The 18,041-nt window shown below is 64.2% G+C and carries 17 protein-coding genes; 6 read left to right on the top strand and 11 right to left on the bottom strand.

Annotated elements, in window-relative coordinates; genetic code table 11:
* Positions 1 to 230: 230 nt before the first annotated feature.
* From RB623_RS28330 to RB623_RS28320, 3 genes are read right to left on the bottom strand one after another with little or no spacing between them, the layout of a single operon-like run.
* The gene (locus RB623_RS28330; RefSeq protein WP_308060480.1) at positions 231 to 1,454 is read right to left on the bottom strand and encodes a GNAT family N-acetyltransferase; all 1,224 of its coding nucleotides are present in this window, start codon (positions 1,452 to 1,454) and stop codon (positions 231 to 233) included.
* Positions 1,455 to 1,501: 47 nt separating this feature from the next.
* Complete coding sequence (locus RB623_RS28325) at positions 1,502 to 2,230, bottom strand: glycerophosphodiester phosphodiesterase (RefSeq protein WP_308060475.1); 729 nt, start codon at positions 2,228 to 2,230, stop codon at positions 1,502 to 1,504.
* A gap of 10 nt (positions 2,231 to 2,240) precedes the next feature.
* Positions 2,241 to 2,705 (bottom strand): RidA family protein, encoded by a 465-nt coding sequence (locus RB623_RS28320; protein WP_308060474.1) that lies wholly within the window; start codon positions 2,703 to 2,705, stop codon positions 2,241 to 2,243.
* A 130-nt stretch (positions 2,706 to 2,835) separates the two neighbouring features.
* Here RB623_RS28320 and RB623_RS28315 point away from each other — a divergent pair, with 130 nt between their 5' ends.
* Complete coding sequence (locus RB623_RS28315) at positions 2,836 to 3,663, top strand: cell envelope integrity EipB family protein (RefSeq protein WP_308060473.1); 828 nt, start codon at positions 2,836 to 2,838, stop codon at positions 3,661 to 3,663.
* 94 nt (positions 3,664 to 3,757) lie between these two features.
* A complete protein-coding gene (locus RB623_RS28310) occupies positions 3,758 to 5,095 on the top strand; it encodes a hypothetical protein (RefSeq protein WP_308060472.1) in 1,338 nt (445 codons plus the stop codon).
* Positions 5,096 to 5,189: 94 nt separating this feature from the next.
* Here RB623_RS28310 and RB623_RS28305 read toward each other — a convergent pair whose 3' ends face one another.
* On the bottom strand, positions 5,190 to 6,152 hold the full coding sequence (locus RB623_RS28305; RefSeq protein WP_308060471.1) for a hypothetical protein: 963 nt from the start codon (positions 6,150 to 6,152) through the stop codon (positions 5,190 to 5,192).
* A gap of 438 nt (positions 6,153 to 6,590) precedes the next feature.
* On the opposite strand from RB623_RS28305, the gene RB623_RS28300 reads away from it, so the two are divergent.
* From RB623_RS28300 to RB623_RS28290, 3 genes are all read left to right on the top strand, one after another.
* The gene (locus RB623_RS28300; protein WP_308060470.1) at positions 6,591 to 7,175 is read left to right on the top strand and encodes a nitroreductase; all 585 of its coding nucleotides are present in this window, start codon (positions 6,591 to 6,593) and stop codon (positions 7,173 to 7,175) included.
* Positions 7,176 to 7,178: 3 nt separating this feature from the next.
* Entirely contained in the window at positions 7,179 to 7,784 is a 606-nt protein-coding gene (locus RB623_RS28295; protein WP_308060469.1) for a flavin reductase family protein, read from the top strand.
* A gap of 77 nt (positions 7,785 to 7,861) precedes the next feature.
* Positions 7,862 to 8,212 carry a hypothetical protein gene (locus RB623_RS28290; protein WP_308060468.1) on the top strand — a complete coding sequence of 117 codons (351 nt, stop codon included), beginning with the start codon at positions 7,862 to 7,864 and terminating at the stop codon, positions 8,210 to 8,212.
* Positions 8,213 to 8,275: 63 nt separating this feature from the next.
* On the opposite strand, the gene RB623_RS28285 is transcribed toward RB623_RS28290, so the two are convergent.
* Both RB623_RS28285 and RB623_RS28280 read right to left on the bottom strand, forming a co-directional pair.
* Positions 8,276 to 9,145, bottom strand: a complete 870-nt coding sequence (locus tag RB623_RS28285; protein WP_308060467.1) for a CoA ester lyase — start codon at positions 9,143 to 9,145, stop codon at positions 8,276 to 8,278.
* Entirely contained in the window at positions 9,145 to 9,597 is a 453-nt protein-coding gene (locus RB623_RS28280) for a MaoC family dehydratase (RefSeq protein WP_308060466.1), read from the bottom strand. The genes RB623_RS28285 and RB623_RS28280 overlap by 1 nt, the downstream gene beginning before the upstream one ends.
* A 167-nt stretch (positions 9,598 to 9,764) precedes the next feature.
* Between RB623_RS28280 and RB623_RS28275 the strand changes: the two genes are divergently transcribed.
* A complete protein-coding gene (locus tag RB623_RS28275) occupies positions 9,765 to 10,886 on the top strand; it encodes a DUF2336 domain-containing protein (RefSeq protein WP_308060465.1) in 1,122 nt (373 codons plus the stop codon).
* Positions 10,887 to 10,919: 33 nt separating this feature from the next.
* Here the strand turns inward: RB623_RS28275 and RB623_RS28270 are convergent, their stop codons facing one another.
* From RB623_RS28270 to RB623_RS28250, 5 genes are all read right to left on the bottom strand, one after another.
* Positions 10,920 to 11,684, bottom strand: coding sequence for a class I SAM-dependent methyltransferase (locus tag RB623_RS28270; RefSeq protein ID WP_308060464.1), 765 nt, complete (start codon positions 11,682 to 11,684; stop codon positions 10,920 to 10,922).
* Between the two features lie 59 nt (positions 11,685 to 11,743).
* Positions 11,744 to 12,490: an alpha/beta hydrolase gene (locus RB623_RS28265; protein WP_308060463.1), complete on the bottom strand. Its 747-nt coding sequence runs from the start codon at positions 12,488 to 12,490 to the stop codon at positions 11,744 to 11,746.
* 95 nt (positions 12,491 to 12,585) lie between these two features.
* Entirely contained in the window at positions 12,586 to 14,637 is a 2,052-nt protein-coding gene (parE, locus tag RB623_RS28260; RefSeq protein ID WP_308060462.1) for a DNA topoisomerase IV subunit B, read from the bottom strand.
* 118 nt (positions 14,638 to 14,755) lie between these two features.
* Positions 14,756 to 15,937: an MFS transporter gene (locus tag RB623_RS28255; RefSeq protein WP_308060461.1), complete on the bottom strand. Its 1,182-nt coding sequence runs from the start codon at positions 15,935 to 15,937 to the stop codon at positions 14,756 to 14,758.
* 170 nt (positions 15,938 to 16,107) lie between these two features.
* Positions 16,108 to 17,820 carry an HAD family hydrolase gene (locus RB623_RS28250; protein ID WP_308060460.1) on the bottom strand — a complete coding sequence of 571 codons (1,713 nt, stop codon included), beginning with the start codon at positions 17,818 to 17,820 and terminating at the stop codon, positions 16,108 to 16,110.
* Positions 17,821 to 18,041: the final 221 nt, after the last annotated feature.

Raw genomic sequence — 18,041 nt, 5'->3', positions numbered from 1 at the left:
CGGATTCGACACCCTGCGCAACTGGCTTCAAACCGACCCACCCCGCGCAACACAAGCCTGGGACACGATCTGGAAACGACTGCCCAAAAAACTCAAACCAAACAGAGTCGTGTAGTGTGCGGTTATGCGTCAGCTTTCCGTCAACCTGTTGAAAATCAAAAAACTTCCCGACTTCACGAGCTTCCGGAAGGCACTGAAAAACTGCGACCGGGCATCGGCGGATGCGCCTGTCATTCCCGCTCAACTTGTTGATTTTCCTTGCGGAACGGCATGTGGTGCTGAAAAAGTTCGCTCGTCTGCGCCACTTCCTGCCGTTCGCGTCTGAGATAGTCGGCGACTGCGTTGCGAAGGCCGGGATGGGCGATGAAATGCGCCGAGTGGGTGGTTACGGGGCGGTAGCCGCGCGCCAGCTTGTGTTCGCCCTGGGCGCCGGCCTCGACCACACGCAGTCCCTTTTCGATAGCGAAATCAATTGCTTGATGGTAGCAGATCTCGAAGTGCAGGAACGGATGGTCCTCGATGCAGCCCCAATTGCGGCCGTAGAGCGTATCGCCGCCGATGAAATTTATCGCACCCGCGACATAGCGGCCGGCGCGCTGCGCCATGACCAGCAAAATGTCCTTTCCCATCCTTTCGCCGACAAGGGAAAAAAACCTGCGGTTGAGATAGGGTCGGCCCCATTTTCGGCCGCCGGTGTCCATGTAGAAGGCAAAGAAGTCGTCCCACACCGCTTCGGTGAGGTCGCTGCCGGTGAGCCAGTCGATCGTGATGCCGGAGGCGACGGCCTCGCGCCGCTCCTTCCTCAGCGCCTTGCGTTTTCGGGACGCGAGCGTGGCCAGAAAGTCCTCGTAGTTCAAATAGTTATCGTTGACGAAGTGGAATTGCTGGTCGGTCCTGTGCAGGTAGCCAGCCTCGTTGAGAGCGCACAGATCCTGGTCGCCGACGAAAGTCACATGCGCCGAAGATACACCGAGTCTTACCGCCACAGCCTTCAGCCCGGCGGCGAGCGTGGACTTCGTTGCAGTGGCGTCGAGGTCACCGCGCACCAGCAGGCGAGGGCCGGTCGCGGGGGTAAAGGGAATCGACGCCTGCAATTTTGGGTAGTAGTCTCCGCCGGCTCGCTCGAAAGCGTCCGCCCAGCCGTGGTCGAACACGTACTCGCCCTGGCTGTGCGATTTCAGATAGGCCGGAACCGCGCCCAGCAGCGTGCCCTCAGCGTCCTCCAGGCGCAAATGGCTGGCTTGCCAACCGGTGCGCGCCGTGGCGCAGCCGGAGTCCTCCAATGACTTCAGAAAATCATATGAAAGGAAGGGGTTGTAGGCAATTCCTGCAGCGCTTTCGCGGGCCGTACCGGCGAGATTTTCCCACTCTTGGCGGGTGAAATCGTTCATCGAGCCGGCCACGCGGATCGCCTGGCCGGCCTTAGAAGCGTCGCCGTCTTCGCCGCGCTGCATCATCGCAGTGTTATGTGCACTGCGAAAGCGGCGCGGCAAGGGCCATTTCACGCGACCGCCGCTTTTTCCGGCTCGAAGCCTTCGAAGGTCATCTGGTCGGCCAGCGCGAAAGTGCGTTTCACCGCCGCTTCGTCGCGCACCGTCCAGGTGATCACCGGCATGGAGAGTTTCTCGCGCACGAAGCTGACGAAGCGGTTGGGCAGATGGTCAACGGCGTAGGAAACGAAGGAGATTCCATGGCTTAGCATGGAAAAATGCGCCTCGATCTCCTGCTGCTGGTCGCCCCAGGCGGTCAGGCCGCCGGGAATTCCCGGCGCGTCGCGCTCGAAATCGCGGATCAGCCAGTGGTCGAACGACATGATCGCAACGTCGCCGGAATAGTCCTTCAGCAGCGATCCCACCTTGGCGACGAGGCCGGCGTCGTGGCCTGGAATGCCCTTTAGCTCAATCACCAGCGGCACGCGGCCGGCGACGAGATCGAGCGTTTCCTTCAGTGTCGGCGCGTGATCGTCCGTCCCGCCAATCCTCAGCGCGCCGAACTCGGCCGCTGTCTTCTGCCAGACATAGCCTTCCCGGCCAGCTAGCCGGCGCAGATCGTTGTCATGGAAAACAATCACTTCGCCGTCGAGGCTCAAGTGCACGTCGCATTCGATCGCATAGCCGCGCTCCGCCGCGCGGGCAAAGGCGGACAGCGTGTTCTCCCAGACCTTTTTATTCATGTCGTGGAAGCCGCGATGCGCCACCGGCTGTTTCGTCAGCCAGGAAATATCTCGCATGATCAAGCCCTTACGCGAGTTCGACGATGGCTTCGATCTCGACTGGCGCATTCAGCGGCAGCGAGGCCATGCCGACTGCCGAGCGCGCATGCTTGCCGGCATCGCCGAGGACGGCGGCCAGGAAATCCGAGGCGCCGTTGGCGACCAGGTGCTGCTCCGTGAAATCCGGCGTCGAGGCGACGAAGACGGTGATCTTTACCAGACGGCGGATGGCGTCCAGCGACCCTGCCGCTGCCTTCACCTGAGCCAAAATATTGATTGCGCAGTATTTTGCGGCATCCTTGGCGGCCGCCGTGTCAATGTCCCGCCCGACCAGTCCGCTTGCGACCAGCTTGCCGTCTTTCAGCGGCAACTGGCCGGCGGTGAACAGCAGGTTGCCGCTCCGCACGTAGGGCACGTAGTTGGCGGCCGGCGCGGCGGCAGCGGGCAGGGTGACGCCGAGTTCGGCCAGCCGCTTTTCGATTGTGTCGCCCATCGTCATTCCTTATCTCTAGTTTCTGGCGGTCTGTTCAAGGCTGGAAATTGCAACTTTTGCCTCGCTTCCGCCACGACTTTTTTGGAGGTTTCGGCCTAGTTTGAGGCCGGCGCCGGATCGGAGTTACTGCATGCGCGCATCGCGCCAATTCGTCCTTGCTTCCGCGACCGCTGCGACACTGGCGGCCTTTCCGGCCCTTGCCGCCGCGCCGCTGATCTCGCATCGCGCCGTCTACGACCTGGCGCTCGACAATGCCTCCGACAGGTCCGGCATCACCGGGCTGCACGGACGAATGGTGTATGAATTCAACGGTTCGCCCTGCGAAGGGTATACGGTGAATTTCCGCTTCGTGACGCGCATCGACACCAGCGAGAATTCGCGCCTGACAGACCAGCAGACCACCACCTTCGAGGACGGTGGCGGAAAGTCGTTCTCCTTCGTCACCAAATCCTTCACCGACCAGGCTCTCGACCGCGAACTCAAAGGCACGGCGACGCGCGAGGCCGACGGGCTGAAGGTGGAGATCGACAAGCCGGAGAAGAACAGCCTCGAACTGGGCAAGACGCAGTTTCCGACCCAGCACCTGGTTGAACTGATCGGCAAGGCAAACACCGGCGAAAGATTCTACGAGACCAACCTGTTCGACGGTTCGGAGAATGGCGACAAGGTGATGACCACAACGGTCGTCGTCGGCAAGAAGACCGAAGCCGCGGCCGACGATCCCGAACTGCCGGTGCTGAAGACGCTGGGCAAGGACCAATACTGGCCGGTCGATATCGCCTATTTCGACGACGATGACGATGGCGGCGAGGAGGTGCCCGAATACCGCATCGCCTTCAAGCTGCACGAGAACGGCCTGACCCGTGACCTCACCATGGACTATGGCGACTTCTCGATGACCGGAAAACTGGTCAACCTGTCGGTGTTCGACACGCCGCCGCAGCAAACCTGCAAATAGCTTGCGCGCCTGCTTGAGCCGCTTTCCCGCCGCCCCACCAGCGGGCCGCGTAACCGGCTTCGGCCCGCCGGCAAGGCGTTGATAGGAGCGGCGCGTGGGGGAGAAGCCGGGCCAGCTCAATAGTTTCGTCCCGCCACGGCCCAATCGCCTGCTGATCGGCCTGATGACGCCGGTCAACCGGTGGCTGATGCTGAAAGGCATGCCGCTGCTGCGCGACGTGCCCGTGCTCAACCGCGTGCCTGGCATTCGCGGCATCGCCAACGTGCGTGAGATCGACTTTCCCGACGCCGACCGGGAACGGCTCGAAACCGTATGCGGAAAAGGCAAGGCGACCTTTCTGACGCCCAACCATCCGGAATTCTTCACCGACTGGATGATCGACAAGGAGATCGTGTCGAAGGTGGCGCCTCTGACGGCGTCCTGGGCCACAAACGGCGTCGTCAACGGCCTGGGCAGGCTGGCGCAACGCTTCTGGCTGGCCAACAATCTGATCGCACAGATCCCCGGCAGCAACGATCTGGCTCGCCAGCATTCGGTCGACTGGGCAGTTGCCGGCAACGGCGTGCTGCTGCACCCGGAGGGCGCGGTCGGCTGGCATGGCGACTGGGTCGCGCCGCTGATGCCGGGGGCGGCCGAAATGGCTGTTGAAGCGCTGGCGAAGGGCCGGGCCGCCGCTCCGGACTTCGAGGCCTGGCTCGCGCCCATCGTCTGGAAGCTGGTTTTCCTCCACGACGCGGATGCCGGCCTGCAGGCGGAGTGTGCCTATGTCGAGCATAAACTGGGAATCGCGGCGCCGCCCGTGGGCGCCACGACTGCGCAGCGCATCCACACGATCTACCAGGAACTTTTGTTCCGCGACGAACGGAAGGCTGGAGTGACGGCGGACCGCCGCGGGCCGGTGGCGGTGCGGCTGGAGGGTCTGGCAGGCATTTTGTCGCAACGGCTTGCCGAGGCGGTCGAGGCTTCGCCTGACGCGGACGTGCTGCGCGCCGCCCGACGCTGGCTGCGCGACAAGGGCGGGACTGCCTCTGACGAGGCCAGGGGCAGGGTGAAGCAGCTCGCCGAGACGCTGCAACGGCTGAAGCGGCTGGGACCGTTTGCCTGGGCGGACCCCGCGATGACCCAGGAGCAGGCGGCCGAGCACATAAAGCGCATCCGCAACGACTATTGCGCAGGCACGTTGCGCGACACGCTGAACCGTTTCGTGCCGCAACCGGTCGGTCCGAGACGGGCGATTATCCGTGCGCCTGAGCCTATCCCCGTTCATGCTTTCGACGGCGACGCCGGAGCGCTGACCGCGGAGTTGCGCCGGCGGTTGCAAGCGGCGCTGGACGGCATCAATACCAATCTGTACCGCGAGGGGGTGTTGCGGACCTATCCGAATCCGTTTGCGTATCGGGCGGTTGCAGTCACATCCTCGTGCCGGGGATAGGTTTGCTTCGTTGCTGGCGCCGCCCGTCTCCGTCTCTCCCGCCAGCGGGGAGACATGACTTCGCCGATTTCGCCTATGGCCAAAATCGACGCGGTCAGTCCGCCCCCTCGACGGCTGCCGGTGCGCTTTCGTCGGCAATCACCTCGACCTCGGCATTGTTGCCCGCCTCGACCGTGAAATCGCGCTGATAGATGTGGTCCCGGTTCTTGGCGACAATGGTGTAGTCGCCTTCCGCGAGCACCATGGACGCATAGGCGCCGACGCTTTCGCGCACCGGGTCGCCGGAGTTGGTCTGCACCGACCAGGACGTGTCGGCGATCGCCTCGCCGCCGGACTGCCGCACCAGCTTCATGGTGATCTCGGCCGCCCGGTGCTCGACGGTCGCCTCGGTCAGTTTTCCGGCTTCGACCTTGATGTCGGAGCGGATGACGGCGTTGACGTTTCCGTAGGTCGACACCACCTGGTAGGTGCCGGCGTTGAGCCGGATCACCGTGTTCGGGCTGACGTCGGGCAGGATCAGCGCGCGTTCGCCCGCACCCTGCTTCTCGTCCGCCTCGTAGATGGAAAAGCGCAGTTTTTCCGATGGGATGTGCTGCCCTCCGGAATTCTCCGCGTCCAGCTTCAGTCCGCCGGCGTCGAGCACCAAGGCTTCGCGCCGGGCGTCGTTGCCGACCGAGATGCGTTTGGTCGCACCGGCGCGGCCGTAGGAGGCGTGGACCAGATATTGGCCTGGCGACAGGTCGAAGGACTGGGCGCCGCCCTTGGCCGAGGCGACCAGCTTGAGCTTGCCATCCGGGCCGGGCTCGGTGTCGAAGACCCGCCAGACCAGTCCGCGCGTGATTTCGGCGCCCTCATCGACCAGTTGCGCGGCGAGCGTGATTCGTCCGAGCCCGGCAGTGGCCAGCGGCGAGGTTTTCGGCGCCGGGGCATAGGTCGAGAGGCCCGGCATCTCTATCTGCGGCAGGCGGTCGCCGAGTTCCTGCGCGCCGGCAAGCGCGGACGGCAGCGACGCGACGCAGAAAGCGGCAAGGATGTGGCGGATTTTTCGCACGATCATGGCTTGCCATCAAAAGCAAGGCGGTGGCAATTTCAAGACATGGCGCGCCGATCTTGAAGCGATCCAGGCTTCGAGGCTAGAGCAATGTCCGATCCGATTGAACCATTCTGTTTCTCGTTTGGCGAGGCGATCCGGCAGGAGGGTTGCGAAGGTCGATGGGGTTCCATCGGCCGAGCAAGCCGACGAACCGGGCGTCCGCCAAACGGAAACCCGAAGGGCCGGGCTGGTTTGGGCCAAATCCTTCGGGCTTCGTCTCGACCGTACCGCCGGTACGGCCATTCGACGAAGCCCTCGACCTTGGCCCAAACCATCGCCGGCAGAATGGTTCAATCGGGTCGGACATTGCTCTAAGAGATACCGAACAGCGCCGCTCCCGGCGCAGCCAGAGCCGCCGCGCAAACGCGCCTCAGCCGAAAACAGACGAGAAAGCAAAACGATATGGCGTCGCCGATCATCGACTTCATGCTCGCCAGAGGCTCGGCCCCGATCCACGAGCTGAAGGGCCCCGGACCGACCGACGACGAGATTGCCCTGCTGATGAAGATCGCCAGCCGCGTGCCCGACCACGGTCGCCTGGAGCCCTGGCGTTTCATCCTCTATCGCGGCGAGGCCCGCCACAGAATCGGCGAGGCGCTGGCCGAGCTGGTCGAGAAGGTCGAGGGGCCGCAGCCGGAAGGCCGCAAGCAGAAGGAGCGTGAGCGGTTTTCGCGCGCTCCGCTGGTCATCGGCGTCGTGTCGAGCCCGAAGCCCAATATGAAGATCCCGGAATGGGAGATGTTCCTGTCCGGCGGCGCTGCCGCGATGAGCCTGTTGGTCGCGGCGGGCGGCCTGGGCTACGGCGCAAACTGGATCAGCAACTGGTATTCCGACGTGCCTGAGGGCCGGCGGCTTCTCGGCCTCGCCCCCAATGAAAGGGTGATCGGCTTCGTCCACATCGGCAACTATGACGGGCCGGCGCCGGAGCGTCCGCGCCCCGACGTGTCGAAGCTCTATGCCGACTATTCCGGACCCTGGAAGGAATAGGCCATGTTCTTCGAACCGGAAAAGGGACACGGGCTGCCGCACGATCCGTTCAAGGCGATCGTCGCGCCGCGGCCGATCGGCTGGATCTCGACGGTCAACCGGGCAGGGCAGGTCAACCTCGCGCCGTACTCGTTTTTCAATGCCTTTTCCGGCCGGCCCTATCTCGTCTGGTTCTCATCGGAAGGCAGCAAGGACAGCGCCGCCTTCGCGGCCGAGAGCGGCGAATTCGTCGCCAACCTGGTCGGCCGCGAATTCGCCGAGCAGATGAACCGCACCTCCGTCAACGCGCCGCGCGGCGTCAGCGAGTTCGATTTTGCGGGACTGGATGCCGTGCCGTCACGCCTGGTCAAGCCGCCGCGCGTCGCCGGCGTTCCCGCCGCGCTGGAATGCAAGGTGACCGAGATCCTGCATCCGAAGACGCTGGACGGGCCGTCGTCGGTCGACGTCGTTGTCGGTCAGGTCGTCGGCGTCCATATCGACGACGCCTATCTGAAGGACGGGCTGTTCGACACCGCCAAGGCGGGCAATGTCGCCCGGCTCGGCTATTTCGACTATGCGCAGGTCAACGAGACGTTTTCGATGCGCCGGCCGAAATGGGAGAAGGACTGACCTTGGGGTATCACTACACCCTCTATACATACCCGTTCTGAGATCTTAAGTAGAGATTGGGTTTTGTGGGGGTGGATATGAAGACCGTATTTCGTTTTTCCGTGGCTTTGCTCGGCGTGGCCATGATTGCCGGCTGTACGCTGACGGAGGGTCAGTTCAACAATATGCAGGCGACGATTGGAGGAAGCCCCGCGGCGAAGCGGCAAGCGATCTCCGAATGTGTGGTGCGTCAGAAGGCGAGGCCGATTTCGGAGAAGAAGAACGACTCGGTAATGTTCAATATCGGGCTGTCCAATTTTCCGACGACCTACTGTACACGGCTGTGGAACGCCACCGCCGCGGGACGGATTACTTATGCCGACTATATAAAGCTCACTCAGCCGACAGCCGACAGTAGCAAGGTCATTCGAATCATGCAGGGGCGGTAGCCACGCTGGCGTTCTAGCGCGACCGCAAGCTGACGATTGCAACGCTTCAGTTCGGCAGGCCGGTCAGCTTGTTTTCGCCCGCGCCAGAAGCCGTTCGGCCCGGCGCAGATGCGGCCGGTCGAACATCTTTCCACCGATGCCGACCACGCCCGGATTGCCGGCTGCCGCGAAGGCGTCGACCAGCGCGTGTGCTTCCGCAACCGCCTCGGGCGAGGGGGTAAAGACCTCGTTGATCACCGCCACCTGGTCGGGGTGTATCGCCATCTTGCCGGTAAAGCCGTCGCGTTCCGCTTCCGCGCATTCGGCGCGCAGGCCGGCCGTGTCGCGGAAATCGACGAACACCGTGTCGATCGCCGCGGTATCGGCCGCCGAGGCGGCGAGCAGCGTGAATGAACGGGCGAGCCGGAAAAGCTCGGTGTAGCGACCGTTCTGGTCGCGGGTGGCGCGTGCGCCGATCGCCGCCGAAAGGTCCTCGGCGCCCCAGGTGACGGCGGAAAGGCGCGAGCTGCCACGCCCAAACGTGGCGGCGGCAAAGACCCCCGCGGCGGTTTCCGAAACGATCGGCAGGATGCGGGTGGCGCCGTCTTCCAGTCCGTTCTCCGCCTCCAGCACCCGCAACTTCACCGACAGCCGCTCGACGTCGGCGAGACCTTCGGCCTTGGGCAGCATGATGCCGTCGGGCGCAGCGGCCATCAAGACGGCGAGATCGTCGTCGATGAGACCTGAGGCGAGATCATTGACGCGCACATAGATCGCCGCGTTGGCGCTTGCGCGGCGGTCGCGGATCGCGGCGGCGGCGATGGTCCGCGCGGGCGCCTTGTTCTGCGGCGCGACCGAATCCTCCAGGTCGATGAGCAATACGTCGACGGCGGACGCAAAACCCTTTTCCAGCTTGCGCTCGGAATCGCCGGGAACGAACAGCAGTGAGCGCATCAGGCGGGCCTCTTCAAAATCATGGTCTGGCGAAGGCAGCGCGCCACCAACACGCCGTCCTGATTGAAGGCGCGGTGCTCCATCTCGACGATGCCGCGATCGGGCTTCGATTTCGACTCGCGCACCGACTTGATCTCGGTTTCCACCCGCACCGTGTCGCCATGGAAAAGCGGATGGGGGAACACCGTCTCCGTCATGCCGAGGTTGCCGACCAGCGTGCCGAGCGTGGTATCGTGTACGGAGATGCCGATCATCAGCCCGAGCGTGAACAGCGAATTGACCAGCGGCTTGCCCCATTCGCTCTTCGCCGCATAATCGAAGTCGATATGCAGCGGCTGCGGATTCATGGTCATCAGCGAGAACATGACGTTGTCGCTCTCGGTCACGGTGCGGGTCAGAGCGTGTTTTATCACCAGCCCCGGCCGGCACTCGTCCAGATACAATCCAGCCACGCGATCCTCCCTGCGGACGCGTTCTTGCTAGCCCCGTAAGCCGTCCCCCGCAAGGTGGCAGGCGATGCCCGCAAGCCCTTAAAAAACATGGTGAACGCTTCGTAAACCATTTCTACCTACCGTCATCGCCGGGGTTGAGTGCTGAGTCTGGGGGGCGGGTAATCCGAATGATCGTGTCCAATTTCCTGAAATGGGTCCATACGGCACGCGTTACGGAACGCGCTCACGCGGCCGGCCTGCTGGCGCGGGCTTTCGTGGAACACAGGTTCGAGTTCGAGGACCGTTGCGCCGCCGAGGCAGCGCTCACACTGTTGCTCGACGATCCGTCCTGGAAGGTGCGGCTGGCGATGGCCGAAGCGCTTTCGATGAGCCCGCATGCGCCGCGTCAGGTTGTCGCCGCGCTGGCAGCCGACCAGCCGGAGGTGGCCAGCCTGATCATCGGCCGCTCGCCGCTGATCACCGATCTGGATCTGATAGACCGGGTCGCCGCCGGATCGAAGGCGACACAGGTGCTGATCGCAAGGCGCTGCCAGCTATCCATGTCGGTATCGGCTGCGCTCGCCGAGGTCGGGGAAGCGGAGGCCTGCCTGGCGCTGCTCACCAACGCCGGCGCCGACATAGCCTCCATAAGCTTCCGCCGCATAGCCGAGCGCTTCGGCGACATGGCCGCGATGCGTGAGAGGATGATCGCCGATCCGCGCCTGCCGTCGGACTGCCGCCACATGCTCCTATGCAAGCTCGGCGATGCACTGAGCCGCGCGCCGCTGGTGCGCGCGCTGATGGGAACGGCTCGCGCCGAGCGGGTGACGCGCGACGCCTGCGTGAAGGCCTCGCTGACAGTGGTCGAGGGCACGCGGCCCGGCGAACACAGCGCGCTGATCGAACATTTCCGGCTGCGCGGCGACCTGACCGCATCCTTCCTCATCCGCACGGTGGCGCATGGCAAGATCGATTTTTTCGGGTCGGCGCTTGTAGCGCTCACCGGCCACGCGGAGAATCGCGTGAGGGCATTGCTCTCCTCCGGCGGCGATGGCGCGGTGGCGGCGCTGATGCGCGGCGCTGGGCTCGGCGCCGGCACGCATGGCGTTATCCTGCGAGCGCTGAAAGTGTGGCGCGAGGTGGCACGCGGCAAGCAGGTCGCCGGCGTGCAGGAGGTCTCTTGGCTGATGCTGAAGGAACTCGGCGGTCCGAACGCGCAGGGTGACCTTGCCGGCCTGCTGAAGTCGATCCATCTCGACGTGCTGCGCGAGAATGCGCGTTTTCACGCGCTGGCGATCGCCGCGGCCTAGATGCGCCCGCATAGCAGCCCTGAGTGCGCCTGATTAACGATTCAGCCCGGCGGTGATGATGATCTCCGGGCTTTCCTCCGTAAAAGCCGATCCGTCCCAATCGCCCTGAATGTCGATCGCCTTCAGCCCTGCCTCGGCGAGCAGGCCGAAGATGTCCTGCTTGTCGGTGAAACGCAGCGCCGACGGTGCCACGATGGTCTCGCCGTCGGCAAAGGCGAAATGCGTGTCGTAACGGACGATGTCGCTGTCCACGCCAGTCACGTCGTAGTGGACGTTCACCGTGCCGAGGTCCGGCGCCTCGACCCGCATCGCCGTTTCGGCCGGCGTCCAGCTTTCCCATTCGCGCGCGGCCGGATTGCGGCTTTCGAACACCAGCCGGCCGGCCGGCGTGAGCCGCTGGGCGATTCCCGCCAACACCATGCGCGCCGCCTCGTCGCTGAGAAAGACCTGGAAGACATTGCCGGACATGATCGCAAGGTCGAATTTTTCCGTGGCCGGCACCGCCGCGACGTCGCCCTCGATCCAGGTCACCGACTTTCCACCGGGGCGCGAGCGCGCCACCGTCAGCATTCCCTGCGCCGGGTCGACGCCGGTGACGCGATGGCAGCGCCGAGCAAAATCGACCGCCAGCCGGCCGGTGCCGCAGCCGACATCGAGGATGTTCAGCGCCTCGCCGCGCGCTAGGTCGAGGTAGAACAGATCGCTTTGCGCCAAGGGATTGAGCACATCGTAGATTTTCGCCAGCCGGTGTTCCGTATAGGCGGGGCAGGGGCGTGCGGCGTTGTCCGGCTGATGCATGGCTTCGTCTCCTCGTCGCCCGATAGCAGGAGGCGACGGCCTTCCGCAAACCTGTGCCATCAGTCGGTGGAGGCGCCGGATGGGAGCGCGTTGGTGAAAACGATGATCGATTCGACCAGCGCCGCCGACCAGATGTCGTTGTGGCCATGCCCATGCTGCACGACGAATGTCTTGGGTTCGCTCGCCAGCGAAAACAGAGTTTCGCCTGACGAAAGCGGAATGAGGCCGTCCGTCTCGCCATGCAGGAAGAGCTTCGGGCCGGAGACCTGGGCGATCCGGAGGTCGGAGCGAAAACTGTCCCTTATCAGCAGCCTCACCGGCAGCAGCGGATATTGGCGCTGTGCCAAGGAGGCGATCGAATCGTAGGCCGACACCAGCACCAGCGCTCCAGCCTTCCGCTCGGCTGCCGTGTTGACGGCAACACCTGTACCGAGCGATCGGCCGAGCAGCACGACCGGTCCAATGCCTCGCTCCTCAAGCCAGTCGAAAGCCGCAAGTCCGTCGACGAGCAATCCGGTTTCCGAGGGCGAACCGGTCGAACCCGGATAGCCGCGATAGGACACAGCCAGCAGCCCGAGGCCATGACCGGCCAGCGAGTCGGCAAGGAAACCGTAGTGAACGATGTTGTCGCCATTGCCCGGAAAGAGCAGCAGCGTCGGCTTGCCGGATGAAGGTCGGGAAAGCAGCGCCGCCAATGTCTCGCCGTCGGGCGTTCGAATGGCCGCCCATTCTCCCCACGGCGGTGCGGACGGCATCTTTTCGGCCGTCGCACCGGGAAAGAGCAAGGCGCGCTGGGCGAAATACATGGCCGCGACGACCAGCGCATAGACGACCGCAGCCGCGATCAGGAGCGATTTCAGCAGCTTCCAGATGTTTGCTGCTCCGTTTCGCTAGCTATGCGCTAGATGTCCAGCTCTTCCGTCTCGGCGAACTCGGCGCGTTCCTGGATGAAGCGGAAGCGGGCGTCGGCCTTGGTGCCCATCAGCGAATCGACGGCAGTTTTGGTGCCTTCGGGATCGGTCTCGTCAACGTCGACACGGAGCAGCGTGCGCTTGCGCTTGTCCATCGTCGTTTCCTTGAGCTGCGAGGCCATCATCTCGCCGAGACCCTTGAACCGCCCGATCTCGACTTTTCCGCGTCCGGTGAACTCGGTCTTCAGCAACTCGTCCTTGTGTGCGTCGTTGCGGGCATAAGCGACCTTGCCGCCCTGGCGGATGGAATAGAGCGGCGGCACGGCAAGGTAGAGGTGGCGATCGCGGATAAGCTGCGGCATCTCCTGGTAGAAGAAGGTGATCAGCAGCGAGGCGATGTGGGCGCCGTCGACGTCGGCGTCGGTCATGATGATCACGCGGTCGTAGCGAAGGTCGTCGTCGCGGTATTTCGAGCGGGTGCCGCAGCCGAGCGCCTGGACAAGGTCGGCGATCTGCTGGTTGGCATTGAGCTTGTCGTTGCCGGCGCTGGCGACGTTGAGGATCTTGCCGCGCAGCGGAAGCACTGCCTGGCTGGCGCGGTCGCGCGCCTGTTTGGCCGAGCCGCCGGCCGAGTCGCCTTCGACGATGAAGATCTCCGCGCCTTGCGCCGCGCTTTGCGTGCAGTCGGCCAGTTTGCCTGGCAGGCGCAGTTTTCGCACCGCGCTCTTGCGGCTGACTTCCTTCTCCTGGCGGCGGCGCACGCGCTCGTCGGCGCGCGCGATCACCCAGTCGAGCAGCTTTGTGGCTTCCTGCGGATTGTCGGCGAGCCAATGGTCGAAGGCGTCGCGCACCGCCGTCTCGACGATGCGGATGGCTTCCACTGTCGCCAGCCGGTCCTTGGTCTGGCCGACGAACTCCGGCTCGCGGATGAACACCGACAGCATGCCGGCCGCCGAGATCATCACGTCTTCCGGCGTCACCACGGAGGCGCGCTTGTTGCCCGTAAGGTCCGCATAGGCCTTCAGCCCGCGCGTCAGCACCGCACGGAAGCCGGCCTCGTGCGTGCCGCCCTCGGCTGTCGGGATGGTGTTGCAATAGGAGTTGAGGAAGCCGTCGCCGCCGTACCAGGTGACGGCCCATTCGACGCCGCCGTGGCCGCCTGGCTTGTCGGTTTTTCCGGCAAAAACCTCGCGGGTGACCTGGAACTCATCGCCGAGTGTGGCGACCAGATAGTCCTTCAGCCCGCCGGGAAAATGGAAGACGGCCTTGTCCGGCGTCTTGTCCTTGTCGGCAATCAGCTCCGGCGCGCACGACCAGCGGATCTCGACGCCGCCAAACAGATAGGCCTTGGAGCGCGCCATGCGGTAGAGCCGCGCCGGCTCGAATTTCGCGCCCTTGCCGAAGATGTCAGCATCGGGATGGAAGCGGATTTTGGTGCCGCGCCGGTTCTGAACGTCGCCGAGCTGCTCCAGCCCACCCTGTGGCACGCCGCGCGAAAAGCGTTGGCGATAGAGTTTTCGGCCGCGCGCCACCTCGACCTCGAGCTGGTCGGAAAGCGCGTTGACCACCGACACGCCGACGCCGTGCAGGCCACCGGACGTCTCGTAGACCTTCGAGTCGAATTTTCCGCCGGCATGCAGCGTACACATGATGACTTCGAGGGCGGACTTGTTTGGGAATTTTGGATGCGGATCGACCGGGATGCCGCGTCCGTTGTCGGTGACGGTCAGAAAACCGTCGGCGGAAAGTTCGACCTCGATGAAGGTGGCGTGCCCGGCCACCGCCTCGTCCATGGAATTGTCGATCACCTCGGCGAAGAGATGATGCAGCGCCTTCTCGTCGGTGCCACCGATATACATGCCCGGACGACGCCGCACCGGCTCCAGACCCTCCAGCACCTCGATATGGCTGGCGTCGTAGCCCTCGCTGCCGTCCTTGGAGACGGGAGTCTTGCGCGCCGCCTGCACGATCGGGTCGACCGGCCGCTGCGGGCGTTGCGGCGGTTGTCCGCCGAGATTGGAAAAGAGGTCGTTATTGTCCATGCGATCGTCAGGCAACTGATTCGGTTTCGGTCGATAGTCGCAAAAATTCAGGCCACGTGATACCGGTTCGCGATTCGTTCCGGAAGTCCTATCCGCGAGAATTGTGGCCTGCGCATGGTTACCCGATCGTTGACGGTTCGGCGATCGGCTCGCGGCCGTTGCGCTCGATCAGCAGCGACGCCAGCGCCACGGCCAGCGCCAGCATGACAATGGCCGATCCGACCAGCGGCAGGCTTGCATAGGAGACGCCGAGCGACAGCGCCGAGCCGCCGATCCAGGCGCCGGCCGCATTGCCCATGTTGAAGGCGCCCTGGTTCAGCGTGGCGGCAAGGTTCGGCGCGCCGGAGGCGCTGTTGACGACGCGGAGCTGCAGCGCCGGGATCGGCAGGAAGGTCAAGACGCCCCACAGGAAAACCATCGGGATGACGATGTATGGCAGCGGCCCGACCTCGTTCAGGACCAGGAACATTGCGACAAGTGCAATCAGGGAGCCGATGATCGTCGGCATCATACGCCAGTCGGCGAGCCTGCCGCCTATAATGTTGCCGACAGTCATGCCGCCGCCGAACAGAAGCAGGATCCAGGTGACGGCGGGGACCGATACGCCGGTCACGTCGGTCAGGATCGGCTTGATGTAGGTGAAGACGGCGAACAGCGCACCGGAACCCAGCGCCGAGATCAGCATCGCCAGCCAGACCTGCAGCCGGCCGAGCACACGGATTTCGCCGGCGATGCCGCTGCCGCTTGGCGGCGCGACGTTGTTCGGCACCAGCCAGGAGATCGCCGCGACCGAGATGATGCCGATGGCCACCACGGCGAGAAAGGTCGAACGCCAGCCGAAGGCCTCGCCCAGCGCCGTGCCCGCCGGCACGCCCAGAATGTTGGCGAGCGTCAGTCCGGCAAACAGCATCGCCATGGCGCTGGCCTGCTGGTTCTTTGGCACGAGGCTCGCGGCGACGACCGAACCGATGCCGAAGAAGGCGCCGTGGCCGAAGGCGGTGACCACGCGCGCCGCCATCAGCATCCAGTAGTTGGGCGCGATGGCGCAGAGCAGATTACCGACAACGAACAGCGAGGCGAGCCCGACCAGTACCAGCTTTCGCGGCATTTTTGCCGTGGCCAGCGCGATGACGGGCGCGCCGACGACGACACCGAGCGCATAGCCCGTCACCAGCAGGCCGGCCGCGGGGATGGAAACGCCGAGGTCGGCCGCCACCTCCGGCAGCAGGCCCATGATCACAAATTCGGTAGTGCCGATGCAGAAGGACGCAACGGCGAGCGCAAGGATGGGCAGGGGCATGAAGGACTCAGGGATGTCTAACGTAGGCCACAGAATGGGCCAGTTTCATGTAGGCGAGAAGCGAATATGCTGCAATGCAGCAATGCGCGAACGAAGAGACAATTCATTGGTGCAGACGAGGAGGCGAAAACCGAGTGGCGTGCGCGCTCGACCGGACCCCGGCGGCCGTATCAATCTGGCGCCTCGGCCGGCCCCGTGTAGCGGCGCTTCACCGCCTCTGCGATCAGCCTGCGGCTTTCCTGCGGCGAAAGCTTCTTGTCCTCCTCGACAGCCGCCGTCTCGTCGGCGAGCTCGTCGTCGCGGATCTGTTTGCGGAACCAGTCGGAATAGTCGCCGGCGCGCAGATGGTGCTGCCAGGTCCTGTCGTCGATGCCCTCGGCGATCTGTACGAACATCATCAGATTGTATGCCCGAAGGTTCATCGCCTTGCGCGGACCCCGGAAATAGAAACTGCCGGCCTCGTCGATCTCGCCCTGCGCGTATTTGCGGGTATGGCGCTTGCGAGACTGTTTCGGTTTCTCGGCTTTGACGATCCGCGGCCGCTTTTCCTTGCCCGGCCGCCAGAACAGCACGGAGTCGCTGTCGGGCGCCGGGAGCCTGGTCGGCGCCTTGCGCCCGGTGGTCTCGCAGAAGGTCTTGATGACGGTCGAGGCCTTCGGCCCGAGCGCGATCACCGCGGTCACCAGCTTCAGCGCTTCGGGTGACATGGCGTCGGGGTGGACAGTGATCAGGATCGTGCCCGGCAACTGGCTGGAGAGCGCCAGCGACGTGCCGTCGCGCTGTTTCGGAAGCATGTGGTGCGCCTCGTCGGCGATCAGCCAGTGCGGCCTTGCGTAGCGTGCGCGAAAGCCGGTCAGCTTCGACAGGAATTCGGCGAAAAACTGTGGCCGCTCGTCCAGTTCGACGCCGAGCGCCTCGACCGCGACATTGGTGTCCGGCTTGCCGAGGAGGTCGAGCACCTGCTCGATTGTCGGCGCTTTCTCCGCCTCGCCGAGCTTGATGGCGTTCTCCAACTCGCTGTAGTCGCCCTCCGGATCGACCACGCAGAACTGGAATTTCTTTTCGACGCAGCGCTCGGTGATGGCCGTTGCCAGCGTCGACTTGCCGATGCCTGAGCTTCCGGAAATCAGGACACAGTCGGTCGGCCGCAGTTCGGCGAATTTGTCATCTTCATCCTTGCCGATCGCGATCCGGTTGCGCGGGGCTTTTCCAAGATCCTGGTCACGTTCGATCAGCCCCGTGATCAACTCTTCGACACCGCGCCCGCGCGCGCCCTTCGTCACCAGGTCGGCTGTATCCTTGACCGCCGGCAGCGCGTTCGCGACGGCGACGCTGCAGCCGCAGGCACGCAGGAAAGCGTGGTCGTTCTCCGCGTCGCCGATGCCCACCACATTGTGCGGTGACAGGCCGAGTTCGGCGAGCGCGGCCGCCAGCCCGGTCGCCTTGTTGACGCCGCTCGGCAGGATCATCACCGCGCCCTTGTTGAAGACAATCTCGAGTTCGAGGCCTAGCGCCTGGATCGCCTTCAGCGCCGCAGTCTGGTGCGGCTCCCATGTGGCGACGATCGATCGGCCGACCGAAACCGGGTCGACGCCCCGCTTTTTCAGTTCGGCGACGAAATCATCGGACGGGGCTGGCGCGAGCGGCTTTTCCTCGCCGGTCGACGGCGTGTAAAGCAGCGCGCCATTCTCGACGACGACCTTGTCGAACACGTCCAGGTCCGAAAAAACCTTCTTCAGGTCGGGCAGTTCGCGGCCGGTGACCAGAAGGAGTTTGCGGCCGGTCTCCTTCAGCTTGCGAACGGCAGCCAGGGTCTTGTCGGCCACGATGCCGTGATGCGCGAAGGTCCCGTCATAGTCCGTCGCCAATGCGATGAAATACATGCTGCACCCTTCTGCTGCGTTCGGCGAGTGTCGCGCTTCAACGCGCGAAACGGCAGCGGGGCTCCACTGGCAGGTGACAAATGTGCGAGGACGAGGCGAATCAAACTCCACTGCCTGTGTAAGGCCTGCCGCGAACTATGGCCTCGACCTATCTTATGGGCGACAATGAAAACCGACATCTGAGTCCTGCCAGCCGAGACGCCATGCCCGCCGACCGACCC

The sequence above is a fragment of the Mesorhizobium sp. LHD-90 genome (assembly GCF_030929505.1).
Taxonomy (GTDB): domain Bacteria; phylum Pseudomonadota; class Alphaproteobacteria; order Rhizobiales; family Rhizobiaceae; genus Kumtagia.
The sequence above is the reverse complement of the archived record's forward strand: the minus strand, read 5'-3'. Positions and strand labels throughout refer to the sequence as shown.